This window comes from Providencia sp. PROV209, from assembly GCF_028479485.1.
Taxonomy (GTDB): Bacteria; Pseudomonadota; Gammaproteobacteria; order Enterobacterales; family Enterobacteriaceae; genus Providencia; species Providencia alcalifaciens.
In genome coordinates this window covers 99214-119335 of record NZ_JAMPNR010000015.1, presented here as the reverse complement: position 1 = coordinate 119335, position 20122 = coordinate 99214, and the positions used below count along the sequence as shown (strand labels likewise).

At 38.9% G+C, this 20122-nt stretch carries 19 protein-coding genes; 10 read left to right on the top strand and 9 right to left on the bottom strand.

Annotated elements, in window-relative coordinates; all coding sequences use genetic code 11:
* The first annotated feature begins 71 nt into the window (after window positions 1-71).
* From PR795_RS11615 to PR795_RS11605, 3 genes are all read left to right on the top strand, one after another.
* Window positions 72-983 carry a DMT family transporter gene (locus PR795_RS11615; protein ID WP_272516845.1) on the top strand — a complete coding sequence of 304 codons (912 nt, stop codon included), beginning with the start codon at window positions 72-74 and terminating at the stop codon, window positions 981-983.
* A gap of 111 nt (window positions 984-1094) precedes the next feature.
* Window positions 1095-2186 (top strand): efflux RND transporter periplasmic adaptor subunit, encoded by a 1092-nt coding sequence (locus PR795_RS11610; RefSeq protein ID WP_272516844.1) that lies wholly within the window; start codon window positions 1095-1097, stop codon window positions 2184-2186.
* Window positions 2183-5269 carry an efflux RND transporter permease subunit gene (locus PR795_RS11605; protein WP_181480841.1) on the top strand — a complete coding sequence of 1029 codons (3087 nt, stop codon included), beginning with the start codon at window positions 2183-2185 and terminating at the stop codon, window positions 5267-5269. The genes PR795_RS11610 and PR795_RS11605 overlap by 4 nt, the downstream gene beginning before the upstream one ends.
* Before the next feature lie 170 nt (window positions 5270-5439).
* On the opposite strand, the gene leuE is transcribed toward PR795_RS11605, so the two are convergent.
* A complete protein-coding gene (leuE, locus tag PR795_RS11600; RefSeq protein ID WP_006659852.1) occupies window positions 5440-6081 on the bottom strand; it encodes a leucine efflux protein LeuE in 642 nt (213 codons plus the stop codon).
* 462 nt (window positions 6082-6543) lie between these two features.
* On the opposite strand from leuE, the gene PR795_RS11595 reads away from it, so the two are divergent.
* The 3 genes from PR795_RS11595 to PR795_RS11585 all read left to right on the top strand — a co-directional run bounded on the left by PR795_RS11595 (window position 6544) and on the right by PR795_RS11585 (window position 8171).
* On the top strand, window positions 6544-7245 hold the full coding sequence (locus PR795_RS11595; protein ID WP_181480840.1) for an AzlC family ABC transporter permease: 702 nt from the start codon (window positions 6544-6546) through the stop codon (window positions 7243-7245).
* The gene (locus PR795_RS11590) at window positions 7242-7556 is read left to right on the top strand and encodes an AzlD domain-containing protein (protein WP_006661772.1); all 315 of its coding nucleotides are present in this window, start codon (window positions 7242-7244) and stop codon (window positions 7554-7556) included. The genes PR795_RS11595 and PR795_RS11590 overlap by 4 nt, the downstream gene beginning before the upstream one ends.
* 147 nt (window positions 7557-7703) lie before the next feature.
* Window positions 7704-8171 (top strand): DUF1456 family protein, encoded by a 468-nt coding sequence (locus PR795_RS11585; RefSeq protein ID WP_036963622.1) that lies wholly within the window; start codon window positions 7704-7706, stop codon window positions 8169-8171.
* Window positions 8172-8208: 37 nt separating this feature from the next.
* Here the strand turns inward: PR795_RS11585 and PR795_RS11580 are convergent, their stop codons facing one another.
* From PR795_RS11580 to PR795_RS11565, 4 genes are all read right to left on the bottom strand, one after another.
* Complete coding sequence (locus tag PR795_RS11580) at window positions 8209-9099, bottom strand: LysR family transcriptional regulator (RefSeq protein WP_036965713.1); 891 nt, start codon at window positions 9097-9099, stop codon at window positions 8209-8211.
* 44 nt (window positions 9100-9143) lie between these two features.
* Complete coding sequence (gene accA, locus PR795_RS11575) at window positions 9144-10103, bottom strand: acetyl-CoA carboxylase carboxyl transferase subunit alpha (RefSeq protein WP_181480839.1); 960 nt, start codon at window positions 10101-10103, stop codon at window positions 9144-9146.
* Between the two features lie 101 nt (window positions 10104-10204).
* On the bottom strand, window positions 10205-10741 hold the full coding sequence (locus PR795_RS11570) for a GNAT family N-acetyltransferase (protein WP_036963619.1): 537 nt from the start codon (window positions 10739-10741) through the stop codon (window positions 10205-10207).
* Window positions 10742-10749: 8 nt separating this feature from the next.
* Window positions 10750-12177, bottom strand: coding sequence for an AMP nucleosidase (locus PR795_RS11565; protein ID WP_442960001.1), 1428 nt, complete (start codon window positions 12175-12177; stop codon window positions 10750-10752).
* A gap of 497 nt (window positions 12178-12674) precedes the next feature.
* Here PR795_RS11565 and PR795_RS11560 point away from each other — a divergent pair, with 497 nt between their 5' ends.
* On the top strand, window positions 12675-13007 hold the full coding sequence (locus tag PR795_RS11560) for an MliC family protein (protein WP_181480836.1): 333 nt from the start codon (window positions 12675-12677) through the stop codon (window positions 13005-13007).
* Window positions 13008-13084: 77 nt separating this feature from the next.
* Here the strand turns inward: PR795_RS11560 and PR795_RS11555 are convergent, their stop codons facing one another.
* On the bottom strand, window positions 13085-13993 hold the full coding sequence (locus tag PR795_RS11555) for an AEC family transporter (protein WP_181480835.1): 909 nt from the start codon (window positions 13991-13993) through the stop codon (window positions 13085-13087).
* A 234-nt stretch (window positions 13994-14227) separates the two neighbouring features.
* On the opposite strand from PR795_RS11555, the gene PR795_RS11550 reads away from it, so the two are divergent.
* Complete coding sequence (locus tag PR795_RS11550; RefSeq protein ID WP_096759650.1) at window positions 14228-14767, top strand: NADAR family protein; 540 nt, start codon at window positions 14228-14230, stop codon at window positions 14765-14767.
* A 64-nt stretch (window positions 14768-14831) separates the two neighbouring features.
* Here the strand turns inward: PR795_RS11550 and PR795_RS11545 are convergent, their stop codons facing one another.
* On the bottom strand, window positions 14832-15290 hold the full coding sequence (locus PR795_RS11545; protein WP_006661780.1) for a GNAT family N-acetyltransferase: 459 nt from the start codon (window positions 15288-15290) through the stop codon (window positions 14832-14834).
* Between the two features lie 102 nt (window positions 15291-15392).
* On the opposite strand from PR795_RS11545, the gene pdxR reads away from it, so the two are divergent.
* On the top strand, window positions 15393-16880 hold the full coding sequence (gene pdxR, locus PR795_RS11540) for a MocR-like pyridoxine biosynthesis transcription factor PdxR (RefSeq protein ID WP_036965707.1): 1488 nt from the start codon (window positions 15393-15395) through the stop codon (window positions 16878-16880).
* A gap of 97 nt (window positions 16881-16977) precedes the next feature.
* The gene (locus tag PR795_RS11535) at window positions 16978-17559 is read left to right on the top strand and encodes a YebB family permuted papain-like enzyme (protein ID WP_006659866.1); all 582 of its coding nucleotides are present in this window, start codon (window positions 16978-16980) and stop codon (window positions 17557-17559) included.
* Between the two features lie 195 nt (window positions 17560-17754).
* Here PR795_RS11535 and ahpF read toward each other — a convergent pair whose 3' ends face one another.
* A complete protein-coding gene (gene ahpF / locus PR795_RS11530) occupies window positions 17755-19329 on the bottom strand; it encodes an alkyl hydroperoxide reductase subunit F (protein ID WP_006661792.1) in 1575 nt (524 codons plus the stop codon).
* Window positions 19330-19456: 127 nt separating this feature from the next.
* Window positions 19457-20020: an alkyl hydroperoxide reductase subunit C gene (ahpC, locus tag PR795_RS11525; RefSeq protein ID WP_006659869.1), complete on the bottom strand. Its 564-nt coding sequence runs from the start codon at window positions 20018-20020 to the stop codon at window positions 19457-19459.
* Between the last annotated feature and the right edge of the window lie 102 nt (window positions 20021-20122).

Here is a 20122-nt window from a genome sequence, read left to right as displayed (position 1 = left end):
ACAATTTTTTGATTGTCATGATTATGTCGATTAGTTTTGCAAAACTCCATGACAAATAACAACGGTCAATTATGAATCAAAATAAATCGTTAACCTCAAATCACACGACCATACCTTCTACCTCTCAGACCACACGAGGTTGGATTAATGGCTTTATAGGTATCGTTATTTTTAGCGGATCGTTACCTGCAACCAAGCTGGCTATCAGTGGCTTTACACCTGATTATTTAACCATATTACGCGCTACCATTGCTGGGATCTTGGCTCTCATTATTCTGATAGTTCTACGCCAAAAAATACCAACAAAACAAAAAATTGCTCCACTTTTCATTGTTTCCTTAGGTGTGGTACTCGGTTTTCCATTTTTAACCGCACTTGCATTACAGTACATTAGCTCCTCTCACTCCATTGTATATTTGGGCTTACTTCCGCTGTCTACTGCTTTATTTGGTGTATTACGCGCAGGCGAGCGCCCTCGCAAATTATTCTGGTTGTTTTCAATCATGGGAAGTTTATTTGTAATCGGCTTCGCAATTCTTCAAGGTGCAACACACGCATGGCAAGGCGATTTGTATATGATCATTGCGGTCATTGTCTGTGGGCTGGGTTATGCAGAAGGCACCGTACTCTCAAAATCATTAGGTAGCTGGCAAGTTATTTGTTGGGCTTTGGTTCTCGCATTACCAATCATGCTGATATTCAGCTTTTGGCGACTACCAACTACATTTTCCACTGTCTCATTTGAGGCATGGATGGGGCTCGCTTACGTATCTCTATTTAGTATGTTAATTGGTTTCTTTTTTTGGTACCGAGGTCTAGCGGATGGTGGGATTTCTGGCGTAAGTCAATTGCAGTTATTACAACCTTTTATCGGCTTAGTTCTTTCTGCTTGGCTACTCAATGAATCCGTTAATAGTGTCATGATAACTTCGACACTTGGCGTTATTCTTTGTGTGGCTGGTTCAAAATACTTTGCGCGTTAAGTATTGAAATTACTAACCTTAACGGAAAATTAAGGTTTAATGTTGGTTTATGGTAATGCTCAGACAATTTCATTAATTTACACCAATATCACTATTGACATGTGTGGACCTATGATACGTCTAAGTATTACCTTGATACTGCTTTACTCATTATTTATTTCTCCCGCTTCATTGTCTGAAACAGTACGATTAAATATGACTTCCCCCGAGCAGACCACCTATGCGGAAACTTTTTCGCTACCGGGGACGTTCGTTGCAAGAAATGAGATCGCTATTGGTTCACCATTGCAACAACAAATGGTGATTGATGTTTTGGTTGAGGAAGGTCAATGGGTCGAGAAAAATCAGTTGCTCGCGATATTAGAATCTCCGATTCAAAATGCATCGGTTAGCCAACTTCAAGCCGAAACTGAAAAAGCAACTGCATATATTAAGCAGCAAAAAGTGGTGGCAGAACAAGCTCAAAAAGAGCTCTCTCGCCTTACACCACTTGCTAAAACAGGTGCTATTTCTACCAATGATTTCGAGAAAGCGAAATCAGAGTCATTAGCTGCACTTGCACTCCTAGACGCTAACAAAGCAGAGCTACGCCAGTTACTAGCACAGCTTGTAAAAGAAAAAAGTCAGCAAGAAAAATCACGTATTGTGGCGCCTATTTCAGGAGTAATCAGTGAGCGGCATGCTATTCGAGGAATGTTATCGGATAACCAATTGCTATTTAAAATCATTGAAAATGGTGAAATTGAATTTGATGCTTTAGCGCATATTTCTGAATTAAAGCGCTTATCAAGCCTTGAGCGCATTCAATTAAAAACATTGAATAATCAAATAATTACAGGTAAATTACGTTACTTATCCCCGAAAATAGATCCTATTTCACAACAAGGACGAATTCGCATTTCACTTGATGAAAATAGAGACAATCTTCAAGCGGGTGAATCCGGTACCGCCATTATTTCCAATGCAGAAAAACTGCAAACTACACTTCCATACAGCGCCATTCGCACATTAGATAATGGCGAAAGGATTATATTTATTGTTGTTAACAATAAAGTGAAACAACAAAAAGTCACCACTGGAAAAATTCACAATGGTCGTATAGAAATCTTATCGCCTATTTCTAGCGATATATTTGTCGTAACAAATGCCCAAGCATTTTTAACGGAAAATGATACGGTGAGTCCAGTAAAGGATAGACAATGAAACTGCAGTTATCTTCATGGGCAATTACCCGACCAATTCCTACTCTTGTTATTTTTTTAGCGCTGACGGTTGCGGGAATATTTTCATTCAATCAATTACCTGTGACCGCCAATCCTGTTATTAATTTTCCGATTGTAACGGTGACAATTACTCAAGATGGTTCCTCTCCAACCGAAATGGAAAATGCGATTACAAAACCCGTTGAGCGGGCAATATCGGGCATTCCTGGAATTCGACATCTTACATCAACAATTACAGAAGGAATTTCTACCACAACGGTTGAGTTTGATTTAACGATCGATGCCTATATCGCAACAAATGATATTCGTGAACAAATTGCACAGATCCGCAGTGACTTACCCCAATCCATTGATGAACCATTAATTAATCGCATTGATGTTGAAGGTGGTGCAATACTTCGTTATGCGGTTTCCTCTAATCGTCAATCTATCGCCGACTTATCATGGTTTATTGATGACACCGTCAGTAAACAGTTAATTATGGCTCCGGGTGTACAAAAAGTGAGTCGACTTGGCGGCGCTGACAGTGTTGTACGTATTGAACCTGATGCCAATAAATTAGCGGCATTGCAACTCTCAATAGCAGATATAAATGAGTTACTAAGAAGCATTCATCAAAATTCTTCTGGCGGTTCATCTAAATACAATGACTTGCAACATACAATTAGGATTTTAGGCGAAAAAAAGGATATAGATGAAATTAAGAATATCCAGTTACCTATTGGCAACCAGCAATGGATTAAATTAGGGGATATCGCGTCAATTTACCAAGGTCAAAAAGCAACCAAAACCATTTCCCAATTAAATGGTGACGATGTAGTAGGCTTTGCTGTATTTCGTGCGAAAGGCTCTAGTGATACTGCTGTGGCAAATAATGTTGAATATGAACTTGATAAATTAAAACTGAAACACCCAGATATTACCATCCAACTAGTCTCATCAACTGTAAAGTATACTGAATCAAGTTACTATTTAACTATCCAAACATTATTAGAAGGTGCCTTCTTAACCATTATTATTGTGCTTTTCTTTCTAAAAAGTTGGCGTGCAACGTTAATCGCTGCAATAGCGTTACCATTATCCATTCTTCCTACTTTTTTTGTTTTAGCTATATTTGGCTATTCACTTAATAGCATTACCCTACTTGCTTTGACATTAGTCATCGGTATTTTAGTGGACGATGCTATTGTTGAAATTGAAAATATTCAAAAATATATCGAACGAGGTGAACGCCCTTATTTAGCTGCATTGAAAGCATCAGATGCTATCGGTTTTGCCATTGTTGCTATAACGTTAACTATCATTGCAGTCTTTTTGCCGGTTAGCTTTATTGGCGGCCTCGTTGGTAAATACTTCGTACCATTTGGCATTACTGTCTCTGCGGCTGTTTTGTCTTCCTTATTAGTTGCTCGCTTAGTCACGCCATTAATGGCAGCCTATTTACTGTTACCGACTAAAAAACAGCAGAGTAAACACGTTATTCCTAACTGGATAAATCGATATACTCGCTTGTTAATGATGACATTAAAGCATAGGAAAATTGCGCTTTCGCTTGCTTTCATCTTTCTAATCGGCTCCATTTCCAGTATTGCTTATTTACCCATTGGCTTTATGCCTAACGGTGATATTAGTGTTAGCCAGATTGACGTTGAGCTCCCGCCCGGAACACCCGTTGAAAAAACACAAAAAGCGGTTCGGAATATGGCGGAAAAATTGAAAGAACGTACTGAAGTTGAATCAATTTATACCATTGCAGGTATAAGCGATGATGCCGATGGAATAGCTCAACATAAGGGTCAGATAATTCTGACATTAACCTCCCCAAATGAACGCGAAATGTCACAAAAACAATTTGAGAATTCAATTGCGCATTTCTTACAACAAACGCCCGATGCCCGTTATACCTTCAGTAACAGTGATGGTAGCAAAGAATTTTCATTAACCTTTACTGGCGCTAACCCAAAAGAGCTAGAAACTCAGATGCATAAACTGCGGGATAGCATCGCTAACATTAAAGGTATTAATAATGTCCGTGTTATTAAACCTCTTTTACGAAAAGAGCTTATTGTCACCCCTAATTTACAAGATTTAGGTCGAACTGCAGTTAATGTGGAAGAAATCGCTAGCACATTAAGAATTGCGACTATGGGTGAAAATAACTCTCGTAGTGCAAAATTTAATTTGCCAGAAAGACAACTCACGTTACAAGTTATTTTACCTGACAACCAAAAAAATGATGTGGATGTCTTAAATAATCTCTATGTCCGAAGCGATGGTGAAAAAGCGGTCCCAATTAAATCGGTTACCCATATTGATTTTAGCGATGGTCCATCACAAATTGATCGTATTAATCGTGCGAGAAAAATGTCTATTGAAGGAAATTTAGACGGATTATCACTTGGTGAAGCATTAGAAAGTGTAACTACTCTTCCTGAATATCAGTCACTGCCAAAAAGCATTGAACCATTAGAGTATGGGGATATGGAATTTATGCTGGATATGTTTGAGCGGTTCAGTACAACTATGTTTTTTAGTGTGTTATTAGTTTTTGCCATACTCATTATTTTGTTTAAGGATTTCATGCAACCTATAACAATTTTAGTTGCTCTTCCATTCTCCATTGGCGGTGCCATTATTGCTTTAGTGTTGTATGGCGCCATGATAGATCTCCCGGTTATCATTGGTATTTTAATGTTGATGGGGATCGTCACTAAAAACTCGATTCTTTTAGTTGAATTTATTCTTGAAAAAGAGCGTTCAGGATTAAATAGACAAGAAGCCATTATCGAAGCTGGGCAAGAACGAATCCGTCCTATTATTATGACCACATTTGCTATGATTGCGGGAATGGTTCCTTTAGTACTTACAACAGGTGCGGATGCCGGATTTAGAGCCCCGATGGCAATTGCGGTCATCGGTGGATTAATGAGTTCTACAGTGCTCAGTTTGTTGTTTGTACCTGTAATTTATAGCCTAATGGATGACTTGAAGAAAAAAATACTGCCATTATTGGCAAAATGCACCTCTGTCACACAAGCGGATAGAAACATAAAGCATTGGTAGGATGAAATGCACTCTATACTTGGTGAATACTTTAATTGAGCAATAATTATTTTTTGATTACTCGCTCAAGTTTATTTCCATGCGAAGAATTACACGTTAAAGGTACCCAAGTAAACACAAAAAATAGCTGACTCACTTGTCAGCTATTTTTAATAATTATTTGTATTTTATTAAGCGGTTAGCGCTAATTTAGCGCCAAACATTAAGAAAACAGCGCCAATACAACTATTAGAGAATTTGGACAATTTCTTATTATGTTTCACCATATTCGTTACAGCAACGGCACCAAATATCAGCATAGATAAATAAAACATACTACAGGCTTCTAATATTACGCCTAATACAAAAAATGGAACGCCTGCATTTGGATAGCTAGGATCAATAAACTGAATAAAAAATGAAACATAGAAAATGATCATTTTAGGATTCAATAAGCTTAAAAAAACTGCTTTTTTATACGTTCCTTTTGTTTCCAAGATAATTTCATTAGCATCTGTGGAAGATTCTTTTTTATGTAACACTGAATATAATGTTTTGATACCTAAGTAAAATAAGTAGGTAGCCCCTGCATACTTGATCACACTAAAAAAGATTGGCGATGTTTTGACTAAAGACGCAACACCTAGAAATGACAAAAAAATGAGCAAAGCATCGCCAGTAAAAACCCCCAGAGCTGCTTTATAGCCATTCTTTACACCATATTTTGCGCTACTCGTTAAAACAAATAAAGAATTAGGTCCTGGTACCAGTGTAATAAAAATAACACCGATAAGGTAAGTCCATAAGTTTGTGATACCCAGATTTTCAAGCATAGGAAACCCGCTAACCCAATAAAAGTTATAACAATTAATTCACATTTATACTGAATGGATACTATGATACACACCTTTAAATTTTAATGAAAGATATCACCAATCATGAATAATAATACAATATATAACTTCAGAATTACCACTAAAATGCAGTTTATTGCATAAGCTTTAAAGATATAATTCAGAGTTAAATATCGAACAAAAACATTTAATCAGCAGGATGCTGAAAATATTTCTTAAGCAGTAAAAAAATTCAATAACCAATAAAAAGCCAGCATTTAAAACCAATTAAATGGCATTAATAGAGGTAGTGATTTGTTGAATATTTCAGGATATAACAATGGATATCTGCAACGTATCAAATAATGATTCTTTACCCTAAATACCTGTAGATAAATCAATGCTGTTTTTTTTAGATTTTTATTTAATGAATTCAATTTTCAACATACAGGATGCACATCAATGTCGTCTCAACAATCAAAGCCATGGCAACGTGCAATGATGGATGGAGCAGTTCATACATTACCGTTAAATCTTGCAGTTATTCCTTGGGGGATCCTTGCTGGATCTATGGCCATCGAAACGGGTCTTTCTTTCTGGCAAAGCATCGCCATGTCCGCAATGGTTTTTGCCGGTGCGGCTCAATTAGTTACCTTAGGGCTACTTAATTCCGGTGCTGGGTATATTACTATTGTGATTTCTGTTTTTTTTATCACATCCCAACACCTTTTATATGGGCTGACGATGCGCCCTTACGTTAAAGACTTCACAACGCCACAGCGTTTAAGTATTGGCTTTTTATTAACAGATGAGCTATTTGCGATTAGTGCAGCAAAACGCCAAGCCTTGAGCTTTGCTTATCTATTTGGAGCAGGCTTTAGTTTTTATCTCGTGTGGTTCATCACCAGCTTATGCGGCATTGTGATGGCAAATTTAATCGGTGATTTAAGTAAATTACACTTAGATTTTTCGGTGGTTGCGACACTATTAGCCATCGTAGTTCCACTCACGAAGAAAATAAGTACAGCTTGTGGAGTTCTCTTTTCATTAATTATTGCAATTACCCTGTCAATGTATTCAATCAGTAGTGCAATTGTCATTGCGGGTGTTGGTGGAATGTTTGTCTCAGTGGGTGTTTCTCGCGTATTAGGGGAAGAAAAATGATCTGGTTTTTAATTCTTAGTTTAACTGCTGTCGTTTTTTCTCTACGCTATGTTTTTCTTATTCCACAATTACCAATACGGTTACCGCTCATTGTACGACAAGCACTCAGCTATTCTGCGCCTTGTTTATTAACTGCAATTTGTGCTCCTGTCATTTTGCTCGAAAACCATGAACTTCGGAGTTTTCCTGATAATCCTTATCTCTGGGGAGCACTATTCTGCGTTGTGGCGGCATCCTTCCTTAAAAATATGCTCATCACAGTCGGATTAACATTAGTGTTTTTCTATGGGTTAATTTACTTTATGGGTTAACTTGATAACAGTGAAAGATTGAGTCATCGATAATGTATCGCTACCCGCCAAGAATTTATAAAGCATTGGAAGCCTCCTTTGCTTTATAATAAAACCTCATAGCTAATCAAAGCTTATTTTTAATCGATCCGTTGGATAAATGACCCCATGCTAAATAACTACGTTTTACGAAGTGTTCGTTATATGTTGGATTTGAGCGACGCTCAGATGGTTACAATCGTAAAACTTGCAGACCTAACAGTCACTAAAGAAGAAATGAATCTGTGGCTAAAAAAAGATACCGACCCTGATTATGTTGAATGTAATGACGTTGTACTTGGTCACTTTCTGAATGGATTGATTTACCATCGCCGTGGTAAAGATGAAAATCGCCCCGCCCCTGACGTTGAAGCTAGAATCAACAACAATATTATTTTCAAAAAATTACGAGTTGCTTTTGAACTAAAAGACGTTGACCTACTGGATATTTATCAATCCGTTGATTTCCGCGTTTCCAAGCCAGAATTGAGTGCCATTTTCCGCAATCCTGAACATAAAAATTATCGTGAATGTGGTGACCAGCTATTACGTTATCTCTTAAAAGGGTTAACCCTGCGCTTACGCAAAAATAAATAACTCACCTCGCAAAGAAAAGGCTGATAGCGATATCAGCCTAAATATTTTGCAATAAATATGTCAAAAAGATATCAATCTTCGGAGAAAGTGAACGCTTTGACGCATAAATTGCACGCAGCTCAATCGGTGCAGGATGCATCCCATTGATATCAATTTCCACTAGTTTTCCTGCCTGAACAGCTGACTGACACGCCTCTTTTGAAAGAATTGCCACCCCCAATCCATTTATTGCCGCAGCGCTGGCAAGGATGCCACTATTCACACGGTATTGGCTGTTTATATGAATTTTTTTTAGCTGCCCATTAGGCGTAATAAAAACCCATGGTTGCCCCTGCAATGCACTTAAACTCGTGATGCAGGGCATTTGGCTTAATGCATCTAGCGTTGTGGGTTGTCCATATTGTTCAATAAGCTTAGGCGCGGCGACGACAATACTTTCCCATGATTTAATCAACTGCGAGTGATAGCTACTGTCTATCAATTCACCTCGATGAAAAGTCAGTAATAAGTCCACATCATCACCAATAACATCTAACGGCGCTAACTGCGTATCACAGTGAATGGTCAGGTCGGGGTGAGCGAGTGCAAATTGAGCCAGACTATCTGCAAATAATAAACTGCCAGATTCACTTGGAATTGTTAACCGTAAAGTCCCACTCAATGTATCTGGAGCACTAATTTGCTGTAGTGTCTCATCTAATTCACAGTACAGTTTTTGACTTTTATTCAGTAATAACGTGCCCTGCTCTGTTAAGCGCATTTGTCGTGTAGTTCGTTCAATTAATCGACAATGAAGTTGACCTTCAAGTAACTTAATTTGTCGGCTCACATTTGATGTTGGCATCGAAAGTTGCCTTGCTGCATTAGCGAAACTTCCTTGCGTTGCAACCGCAATAAATACTTTAAGTAAATTAAGATCAACAGACATTCTTCAGCCTAATTCCAGCATTAATCAATACTTCACTAATAACACTAGCAATAACCAAATTCCATTATTTTTTGGTAACGCTGCTCAAGCAGTGCTGCTTCATCTAATAGACTAAGTTGGTTTAAATCCTCAATAAGTTGCTGCTTCAGATTTTGTGCGGCTAATGAATAATTTCGATGAGCACCACCTAAAGGTTCAGGAATAATAACGTCAATAATTCCTAACTCTTTTAACCTCGGTGCGGTCATACCCATCACCTCAGCTGCAATTTGTGCCTTCTGGGAATCTTTCCATAAAATAGACGCACAGCCTTCTGGGGATATTGCAGCATATGTGCTGTATTCTAACATGTTAATTCGGTCGCCCACGCCAATTCCTAATGCACCGCCAGAACACCCTTCTCCCGTAATCACACAAATAATTGGCGTTTTGAGACAGGACATTTCTTGTATATTACGTGCAATAGCTTCTGCTTGACCCCGTTCCTCAGCCCCAACGCCAGGATAAGCGCCCGCAGAATCAATAAAAGTAATAACGGGCAATTTAAACCTTTCCGCCATTTTCATTAGTCTTAACGCTTTGCGGTATCCTTCAGGGGATGGCATGCCAAAATTACGTTTCACTTTTTCTTTCGTATCTCGCCCTTTTTGCTGCCCGATGACCATGACTGGTCGCCCGTCTAATCGCGCCAATCCACCAACAAGTGCTTTGTCGTCAGCAAATGCGCGATCTCCCGCTAATTCTTGAAATTCAGTAAATATAAGGGAAATATAATCAAGCGTGTATGGTCGTAGTGGATGGCGAGCGAGTTGCACGACTTCCCATGCACCGAGTGAAGCGAAAATATTTTCGGTCAGTGCATGACATTTTTTTTCTAATAATTGAATTTCCTCATCAAGCTTTATTTCAGAGGGATGACCTTTTTGCTTGAAAGCATTCAGAGCTTCAATCTTTTCCTGAAGTTCAATAATCGGTTTTTCAAATGCAAGAAAATGGTTAGACATAGTGACCTTAAAATTAACCAAACAATTTTAAGAGTCTACTAAGGGAATTAATCCTATTCTATGGATAAGAATAGGATTAATTGTTATCGAAAATGGGATAATTAAGATTGAATCAGATTTTTACGCAACAATACTGAGATGCTACCGTTCATAAACACTTCTTTGTCTTGCGTGTACCCCAATTTTTCTGCGACACGCAATGATGGAATATTTTGAGGTCCTATGAAACAAATACTTTCTTGATGTTTTTGTTGGGCTATCAACCATGATAATGCGGCCTTCATCGCCTCTGTCGCATAACCCCTACCTTGATATTCGGGGGCAATCACCCACCCAGCTTCAGGAATTCCTTTAACATGTGGCTCAACAATACGATGAAAATCGGCAAACCCAAGGTCTCCAACGTAGTTCCCTGTCCCCTTTTCTCTAACCGCCCAATACCCAAATCCAAGTAATGGCCATAACCCACCGTACGCTAACATGCGCATCCATGATTCACGTTCAGTTGAAGGAACTCCACCAATGTGTTGAACCATTGACCGCTGTCCCCATAATTGAGAAAGCGCAGAAAAATCACTAACTTCATGTTTCGCTAAAATTAATCTATCTGTTTCAAGTTCAGGGATCACGTATTCCATCCTCGATATTATCTAAATGGTGGCTCGTCAAATGTTCTTAATTTTCGGGAGTGCAGCTTATCGCCTTCTTGCCTCAATAAGTCGATAGCGCGGATCCCAATTTGCAGATGCTCTGATATTGCACCTTCATAGAAACTGTTCGCTTGCCCCGGTAATTTAATTTCACCATGAATAGGCTTATCTGAGACACAAAGTAATGTGCCATAAGGCACACGGAAACGGTAACCTTGAGCTGCAATTGTGGCGCTTTCCATGTCAACAGCAACAGCACGACTTAGACTAAAACGACGAGCCGTTGCAAAAAAACGCAATTCCCAGTTTCGGTCATCCGTCGTGACCACTGTTCCGGTACGTAAGCGCTGTTTAACCAGCTCACCTGGCATATTACTCACTTGTTTCGTCGCGTCATACAACGCGCGTTGCACTTCAGCAATACTTGGAATAGGAATATCTGGCGGTAATACATCATCTAAAATATGGTCATCACGCAAATAAGCGTGGGCTAACACATAATCACCAATTTTTTGACTTTCACGCAAGCCGCCACAGTGACCAATCATTAACCAGGTGTGTGGGCGTAATACCGCTAAATGGTCACAAATATTTTTTGCATTTGAAGGTCCCACTCCGATGTTAACTAGCGTTATTCCCACACCATCACGAGCAATCAGATGATATGCAGGCATTTGGAATTTTTTCCATGTTAAATCAGATGTGGCAAATTGAGGATCTGCATTTTCAGCAGTTAAGTAATTATGCCCTACGCAAGATAATGCTATATAGCGACTTTCTGGGTCACGAATTTGTTCACAAGCCCAATTAACAAATTCATCGACATAGCGATTATAGTTCGTAAACAAAATATAGGGCTGAACATGCTCTGGGGGTGTGCCCGTATAATGTTTCAAGCGTGCTAACGAGAAATCAACTCTCAATGCATCAAAGTGGGATAATGGCATATCGTCTGTTACATGATATAAACCATCGCTAATATCATCACTTATATGGGAAAGATCTGTGATGGGAAAATGAGCAGCCAAACTACTACTCATACTTCTATCGAGAATAAGATCAGAACCGTCAATAACGAATGGATATGGAATCTCTGTTTTAGACGGACGAACTGCAAAAGATACGTCATAGTCTTGTTGGAATATGGTCAATTGTTCCACAAGGTAGGCGCGAAACAGTTCCGGTTGCGTCACGGTAATACTGTAGTCACCTTGTTTCACAAAACGAGCATAAGCTCGCGTTTTTTCACAATGGTCAACCTTACCACCCCATGTTACACACAGTTCAGGGTAAGCAAATAACCCACTATTTCGTGCGTTGACATCCGGTATAGTGCCCTTTTCAACGTAGGTTGCAATTGCATTTCTTAGAGCATCAATGGCATTTGAATAGAGTAATGAGAGTGTTTCGATTGTCTCTTCTATAGAAAGATTTTCATATTTTCGGCATTGTTCCAAAGACACGCTTAACTCCTTATCAAATGACGTAAAATTTACGCCTTCAGTGTATGTTATTCATCGAACACTCACAAGAAATTGCATTTAATCCTTGAAAATTTAATAGGTTAAACTTTTTGTTTATTTTATCTTTTATTTGGCGATTTTTACCTATATCTGTTCCTATCATGAATTCAAGATAAAAATATATATTCAAATTAACTTTAAGACTACACCTATAGATTATTAAAAGCCTTGGATAACTTATTAGCTTCTATTTTAAAAAACAAAAATACATCTAAAAATATTTATATCGTTATTTACAAAGGAGATTAAGTTGAAATTAAGAATATTATTAAATTTCATAAAATAGTGACTAAATGTTTATGCTATGTATATTTAAAAGTAATACTATATCTCTGTAGCTTATCGTTTCAATGTTTATGAACGCTGGTATAAATACTTAAAAGTATTAAGGAAAACCAATGAAAAAAACTCTTTTAGTTTCTTCTATCGCTGCATTATCCGTTTTGGCTATATCGTCATCTGCATTCGCCGCTAAAACACAAACCTATAACTGCGATGGACAAAAAATTAAAGTTTCTTTCCCTAATCAAGATACAGCAGTGATGCTTTACAGCGATGAATTGATTTTACTGAAAAACAAAGAAGCCGCGAGTGGCGCTCGCTATGTTGGTGAAAATTTCCAACTATGGAGCAGCAAAGCAGGATTAAACTTAGCGACTATTTCTGAAGATGATGCTGTTAATAACCGTATTTCTGACGACAAGGGTCGTGATTGTAAACTTGTTAAGTAACTGCATTTCTAACTTCACTTCGCCATAGAAAGCAACATCATAATAATTATGATGTTGCTTTCTATATAAAAATAATATTATTGAGTAATTAATGTTAAAACTAGCGGTAATGTAATAACCGCAAGAATAGTTTGAAAAGTAATAATTCCAGCCATCAATTGGCTATTACCATTGAGTTGTTTGGTTAAAATATAGGACGTCGGGGCAGTAGGAATAGCGAAAAAGATCACCAAAAGAACCCTTTCTAATGCTGGTAATGAAAATAAATGGGCAGTTAATACCGCTAAAATAGGCATCGCGAGCAAACGTAATAATGTTGAAACCATGATTGGTTTAAACTCTTTTCTCAATGTTGCTGTTTGTAGTGCTCCACCAATGCAAATTAACCCTAATGGTAAACTCGCTGCTGCCAGTAATTTTAAAAATTGGTCAGAACCAAATGGTAAACCAATAGGTAATAAATTTAATAAAATTCCGATGACACAAGATATTATCAGAGGGTTTTTAGCAATAGGCATCACAAGTTGCTTTAATGTGACTTTCTTACCTGCACTCAATGATAACACAGCAATCACATTGCAGCTGGGCACTAAAATCGCCATAATTACCGCAGAAATAGCAATCCCTTCCGATCCAAATAGATCAGCAATAATTGCAAGACCTAAATAGGTATTAAAACGAATAATTCCTTGAATATGGGCCCCAAATCTTGGAATCGAGATTTTGAATAAATATTTACTCAGCACCACGAACAATGAGCTTATCGCAAGAATAAACAAAATTGCACATGCAAGATAAGGCAATTTTGGATTATCTAACGGCGCATTTGCTAAACTGCTTATTAGTAAAGCTGGAAATAAAATGAAGTAATTAAGTTTTTCCGCGCTCGGCCAAAAATCAGCAGAAAACAGTGCAGTTCTACGCAATATAAAACCCATTGTAATAAGAGCAAATAATGGCCATAACACCAGTAAAATCTTTTCCATGATTAATTAATTCTGTTTTTTCAAATAATTATAAATTTATATTTGTTATGATATCGTTAAAATAAAAGGTGTGTTAGTTAAAAAAAGCGATACCAATTAATACATTTCAAGAATGTGAGCTTTATTCAAAAATTATTTTTTCTTTGCAACAAGAGTACGGGTAATTCCGATAGCCAAGCCATTGGTTTGTCGTTAATCTAACCGTATCTAATGATTATTTTTCAAGTTAGTCTTATGGATATAAAAAACCTTTGTAAGCTCTACCGAACAGGTAAAAAATTTAAATATGTCTTTTTTTGGGGGCATCAGTCTAAACAACATCAAGTAACAAAAAGCTGTTTTAGCCAATGGTATCCCGCCCCTTTTATCGTTGATAACAATCGCTTTGCTAGCGCCGAACATTTTATGATGGCTGAAAAAGCCCGCTTATTTGATGATAATGAAACGCTACAAAAAATTATTCATGCACCTAACCCTGGTGCAGCAAAAGCATTTGGTCGAGAAGTTCGCGGGTTCAAGCAAGATATTTGGGATGCAAACCGCTATAATATTGTTGTGAAAGCTAATTTGGCAAAATTCTCCCAAAATGAGGCGTTAAAACAATTCCTACTCGCGACTAATGAGCGGGTGCTTGTTGAAGCGAGCCCTGTCGACAAAATATGGGGAATTGGTTTAGCAGAAGATGCAGAAAATATTGAAAATCCACTCACATGGAAAGGTTTAAATCTATTAGGTTTTGCATTAATGGAAGTACGGGCACAATTAGCAAATTAAGATTTTTAGCAATCATATCCCGCTGTTAAAGCAACAGCGGGCACTCGATTTAATGATATCGTCGTTATAGTGGCATTCTATATTCGATAACACCCGGTTTTTCTGCCACCCAATTGTATAACTTCTGTCCCCGTAAATTAGTCTCTTGTGTATGCCAGTACAATCTTCCACACTGTTTTTTTTGCGCTTGCTGTTGAACAAACTCAATGAGTTGTTTACCCACATGGCGACCACGAACTTCAGGCGTTACATACAAATCCTCTAAATAACAAAAGTCATTTTTCGCCCATGTCGAACGATGGAAAAGATAATTAACAAAACCAACAACCTTGTCACCTTCGACTGCTACCGCACAATACATGGGTTCTTTTTCATCAAAGAAGCGCTCCCACGCTTTTAATGTAATTTCTTCACTTAAATCTACTTGATAAAACTTTTGATATTCTAACCAATAAACCAACCATTCTGGGTAGTGATCAGGGGAAACAAATTCGATAGAAACTGGTAATTCTGCATTATTCATAATAACCCTTCCATTAGTAGACATATTACTCGATGGGGTTATAGTACTGAGCTATCTGGTACTGCATAAGGTACACTTTTGTGATTTATTTAGGATCCACTTATGAGAAGAAAGCAGCAGGCTCAGTTTCCACTTTTATTGCTCGAACAAGGTCGAATCAATGAAGGGGTTTATCACACAATCCGTAGTGCAATTCTAGATGGCCGAATTGCCGCTGGCCTGAAATTACCTTCGACTCGGGCGCTGGCTGAGATGATGTCAATTTCGCGTAACTCAGTCATTGCGGGATTTGAACGCCTAATTGATGAAGGTTATTTATACTCAAAACAAGGCTCTGGAACTTATGTTTCTGCTCAAATTCCTGATGAGTTAGTTCGTACCACAGCCTCTCATCAAGCTTGTTCTCAACAAGAAAATCCTGCACTTTATCTGAACCCCATGTTGAATAACCTTCAACCACTTTGGGAACAATCACGCCCAAATACCAATAAGCGCTCAATATTTAATATTGGCGTCGGTTGTGTTGACCAATTTCCCCATGATCTTTGGGGGCGATTATTAGGGCGAGTTTGGCGAAAATCCAAACGAGAAATTACCCACTATAATCACCCTGACGGCTATACGCCGCTCAAAAAATTATTGGCTGACTATGTGCGTTCAACCCGAGGCGTTCATTGCTCTGACAACCAAATTATTATTGTGAATGGAACACAGCAGGCGATAAATTTGGTGGCTAAAGTCTTATTAAAACAAAATGATACTGTTTGGCTCGATGACCCCGGCTATGATAGTGCTCGTGCGATTTTAACCGCCGCAGGCGCCAATATTTCACCGATCCCCTCTGACCATGAGGGAATGAATATTGAATACGCCGCCGCGCATCATAGTGATGCCAAACTGATTTATACTACGCCATCTCATCAGTTTCCGCTTGGAACAACTTTAAGCTTACCCCGCCGCCTCGCATTATTAGATTGGGCGCAACAAAATAATGCTTGGATATTTGAGGATGATTACAACAGTGAGTTCCGTTTTTTATCCAAACCGATTCAAGCCTTACAAGGGCTGGATAATCATCAACGTGTTATTTATGCTGGTACATTTTCTAAAATGATGTACCCCGGTTTTCGCCTTGGATTTTTAATTGTGCCAGAAAGTCTGAGTGAAGCTTTTACGATGATGAAATATTACAGTGATAGTCATTGTAGCTATTTAGAACAAGCCGCTTTAACACAATTTATTCAAGAAGGTCATTATGCGAGACATATCCGTAAGATCCGCAAAGTATGCTATGAACGCCAAACTGTTTTTTGCCAATCCATCAATCAATATCTCCCGCACATTTTTGATGCTCACATGAATGATTCAGGGATCCATACAATCTGTTGGGTAAAAAAAGGCTATAACTTAGAGATTATCCTAGAGCAATGTCGAGCGCTCGGGTTTGGTGCGCAGCCTCTGTCTCGATATTGCATTAATAGCAAAAATAATAATGCCATTCTATTCGGCTATGCCGCCCATACCGAACAAGAAATCATACAAAATATTCAATTATTAAGTTTAGAATTGATGAAAATATACCCAAGCTAAACAGAAGTGATATTCGCCGCTATTCCGATTGTCGCGAATACCTAACGGCTTATAAGATGACGCCAAGGTCAGTTTTATCATCCGCTTGAGGTATTCCATGACAAAAATAAACTACCCTTATGAGCTTGAAGTCGGTGACATTATTTTCACTAGCATTGGTACTGAAGTTTTCCGCCAAATTGCCTCCGCATCACAATGTTGGAGTAATCATGTGGGCATGATCATCGGTCATGATGGCAATGACTATTTAGTGGCAGAAAGCCGTATTCCATTATCGACCACCACCACATTATCGCGTTTTATTGCCCGTTCATCTGAGCATCGTTACAGTGTGCGACGTTTATCCACACATTTAACCGAGACACAAAAACAGGCGTTAGTAACACAAGTTTTCCCCCGCTTAAATAAGTTTTATCATACTGGATTTAAATACGATTCATCACGCCAATTTTGCTCAAAATTTGTATTCGATATTTACCAATCAGCCCTATCTATTCGTATTGGTGAAATCGAAACTTTCAGAGCATTATTAACAAAAAATCCGAATGCCAAATTAAATTTCTGGAAGCTGTGGTTTATTGGCACCATTCCATGGGAACGCACTACCGTCACCCCTGCCAGCTTATGGCATCATCCTGAGCTTTCTTTGGTGTACCGCAGTCACGAAGATATTCATTAAATAGATATCCCAGAGACCATCAAACATGATAATCCCATTGACTATCATCAATATTAATGTCTTATTCCATCACGACATTTAACGGAAGAAAGAATATTGATGTTATTACTTTTCGCTTATCTTGATTATCTTTCACGCACAAAAAAAGGCACTCGCCCCCGAGTGCCTTTTGGCTACAACCCGCTAAACTATGAGCTATTCAGCGGTTCTGGTACTTGTGCGGATGAGGTAATCAAATGCGCTAAGTGCGGCCTTTGCACCTTCTCCGGCTGAAATGATAATTTGTTTGTAAGGCACTGTTGTACAGTCACCTGCGGCGAAAACGCCTTTCACACTGGTTTCATTACGGGCATCAACTTCAATTTCACCCATACGGTTACGTGCAACGGTATCCCCTAACCAATTGGTATTTGGTAATAAACCAATCTGAACAAATGCACCTGCCACTTCCAAAGAATGCACACTTTCATCGGTACGGTCTTTGTACTCTAAGCTAGTCATTTTGCTGCCATCCCCTTTAACTTCAAGGGTTTGTGCATTCAAAATGATGTCGATATTACTCAAGCTACGCGCTTTTTCTTGTAATACTGAGTCAGCTTTTAATTCTGATGCGAACTCCAATACAGTGACATGTTCGACGATACCCGCTAAGTCGATAGCGGCTTCAATACCGGAGTTACCCCCGCCAATGACGGCTACACGCTTACCTTTAAACAATGGACCATCACAGTGTGGGCAGAATGTAATCCCTTTTGTACGGTACTCTTGCTCACCCGGTACGCCCATATTTCTCCAGCGAGCACCGGTTGCGATGATAATACTGCGTGCTTTCATCACGCCGCCTGATGCCGTTTCGATTTGGTGATAACCGCCAATTTGCTCAGCAGGGATAAGCTTAGTGACTGATTGGCCATCAATTACATCGACATTATAGCTATCTACATGATTTTTCAGGGCACCTGCTAAAATTGCGCCTTCTGTTTTCAATACCGAAATATAGTTTTCGATATCAACGGTATCCATCACCTGTCCACCGAAACGCTCACCGATGACGCCAGTACGGATGCCTTTACGCGCAGTATAAACTGCGGCTGATGCACCCGCCGGACCACTACCGATGATTAAAACTTCAAAGGGTTCACGTTCGCTAATCGCTTTTGCCGCACGCGCATCGGCATTGGTATCAACCTTGCTCACGATTTCGCTTAATGTCATGCGACCTTGACCAAATTCTTTGCCGTTTAAGAAAACAGCGGGAACACCCATGATGTTGCGTTCGTCGATTTCATTTTGGAACAGCGCGCCATCAATCGCCGTATGGCGAACGTTCGGATTCAAAACTGCCATCAAGTTCAACGCCTGCACGACATCAGGGCAATTATGGCAAGATAATGAATAATAAGTCTCAAAGTTGAAATCGCCTTCAAGCCCTTTCACTTGGTCCAATAATTCTTGGGCTTCTTTGGATGGATGACCACCCACTTGCAGTAGCGCCAGCACTAAAGACGTAAATTCATGACCCAATGGTGAGCCTGCAAAACGCACGCCAATATTAGTCCCTGGGTTGGTAATTAAAAATGAAGGTGTTCTTTGGGTGGAGTCGTGCTCTTCACGTACAGTCACCTTGTCTGACAGCGACGCAATTTGTTCAAGTAATTGTTTTATTTCAATTGATTTTGCGCTGTCATCTAAATTCGAAACCAGTTCTACAGGTTTAGTTAATCTTTCTAGATAGGCTTTTAATTGAGCCTGTAAATTATTATCGAGCATGTAATCCCCTTGGTCATGAAATCGGGTACATATACCCGTCGTATAGCCCGTTGCAGGCTTTTTACTTAATTGTGTTTAGCGCCTGCAACGTAGCTTATTTTGCAATAGTCTTATCGAGGATAATCGATTAGATTTTGCCGACTAAATCTAAAGATGGAGACAGTGTTGCTTCACCTTCTTTCCATTTAGCTGGGCAAACTTCACCTGGGTGGCTTGCAACATATTGAGCAGCTTTAACTTTACGCAGTAAGTCAGCAGCATCACGACCAATACCTTCAGCAGTGATTTCGATAGCTTGGATGATACCTTGTGGGTCAACAACGAATGTACCACGGTCAGCTAAGCCTTCGTTTTCACGCATATTTTCGAAGTTACGAGTCAGAGCACCTGTTGGGTCGCCGATCATCGCGTATTTGATTTTACCGATAGTTTCAGAGCTTTCATGCCATGCTTTGTGCGTGAAATGGGTATCAGTCGATACAGAGTAGATATCTACACCCATTTTTTGGAATTCAGCGTAATGGTCAGCAATGTCACCTAATTCAGTTGGGCAAACAAAGGTGAAATCTGCTGGATAAAAGAAGAAAACGCTCCATTTACCTGCAACATCTTTCTCTGTGACTTCGATAAATTTACCGTCTTTAAATGCTTGATTAGAAAAAGGTTTGATTTGAGTATTAATTAATGACATTTGATGTCCTCCTGTTTGGTTGACTATTAAGTTACTGTTTCTCAGAGACTTAATCCAATCAGTCGTTGCTATCGATTTGATAGGCAAAATCTAATCATTAAT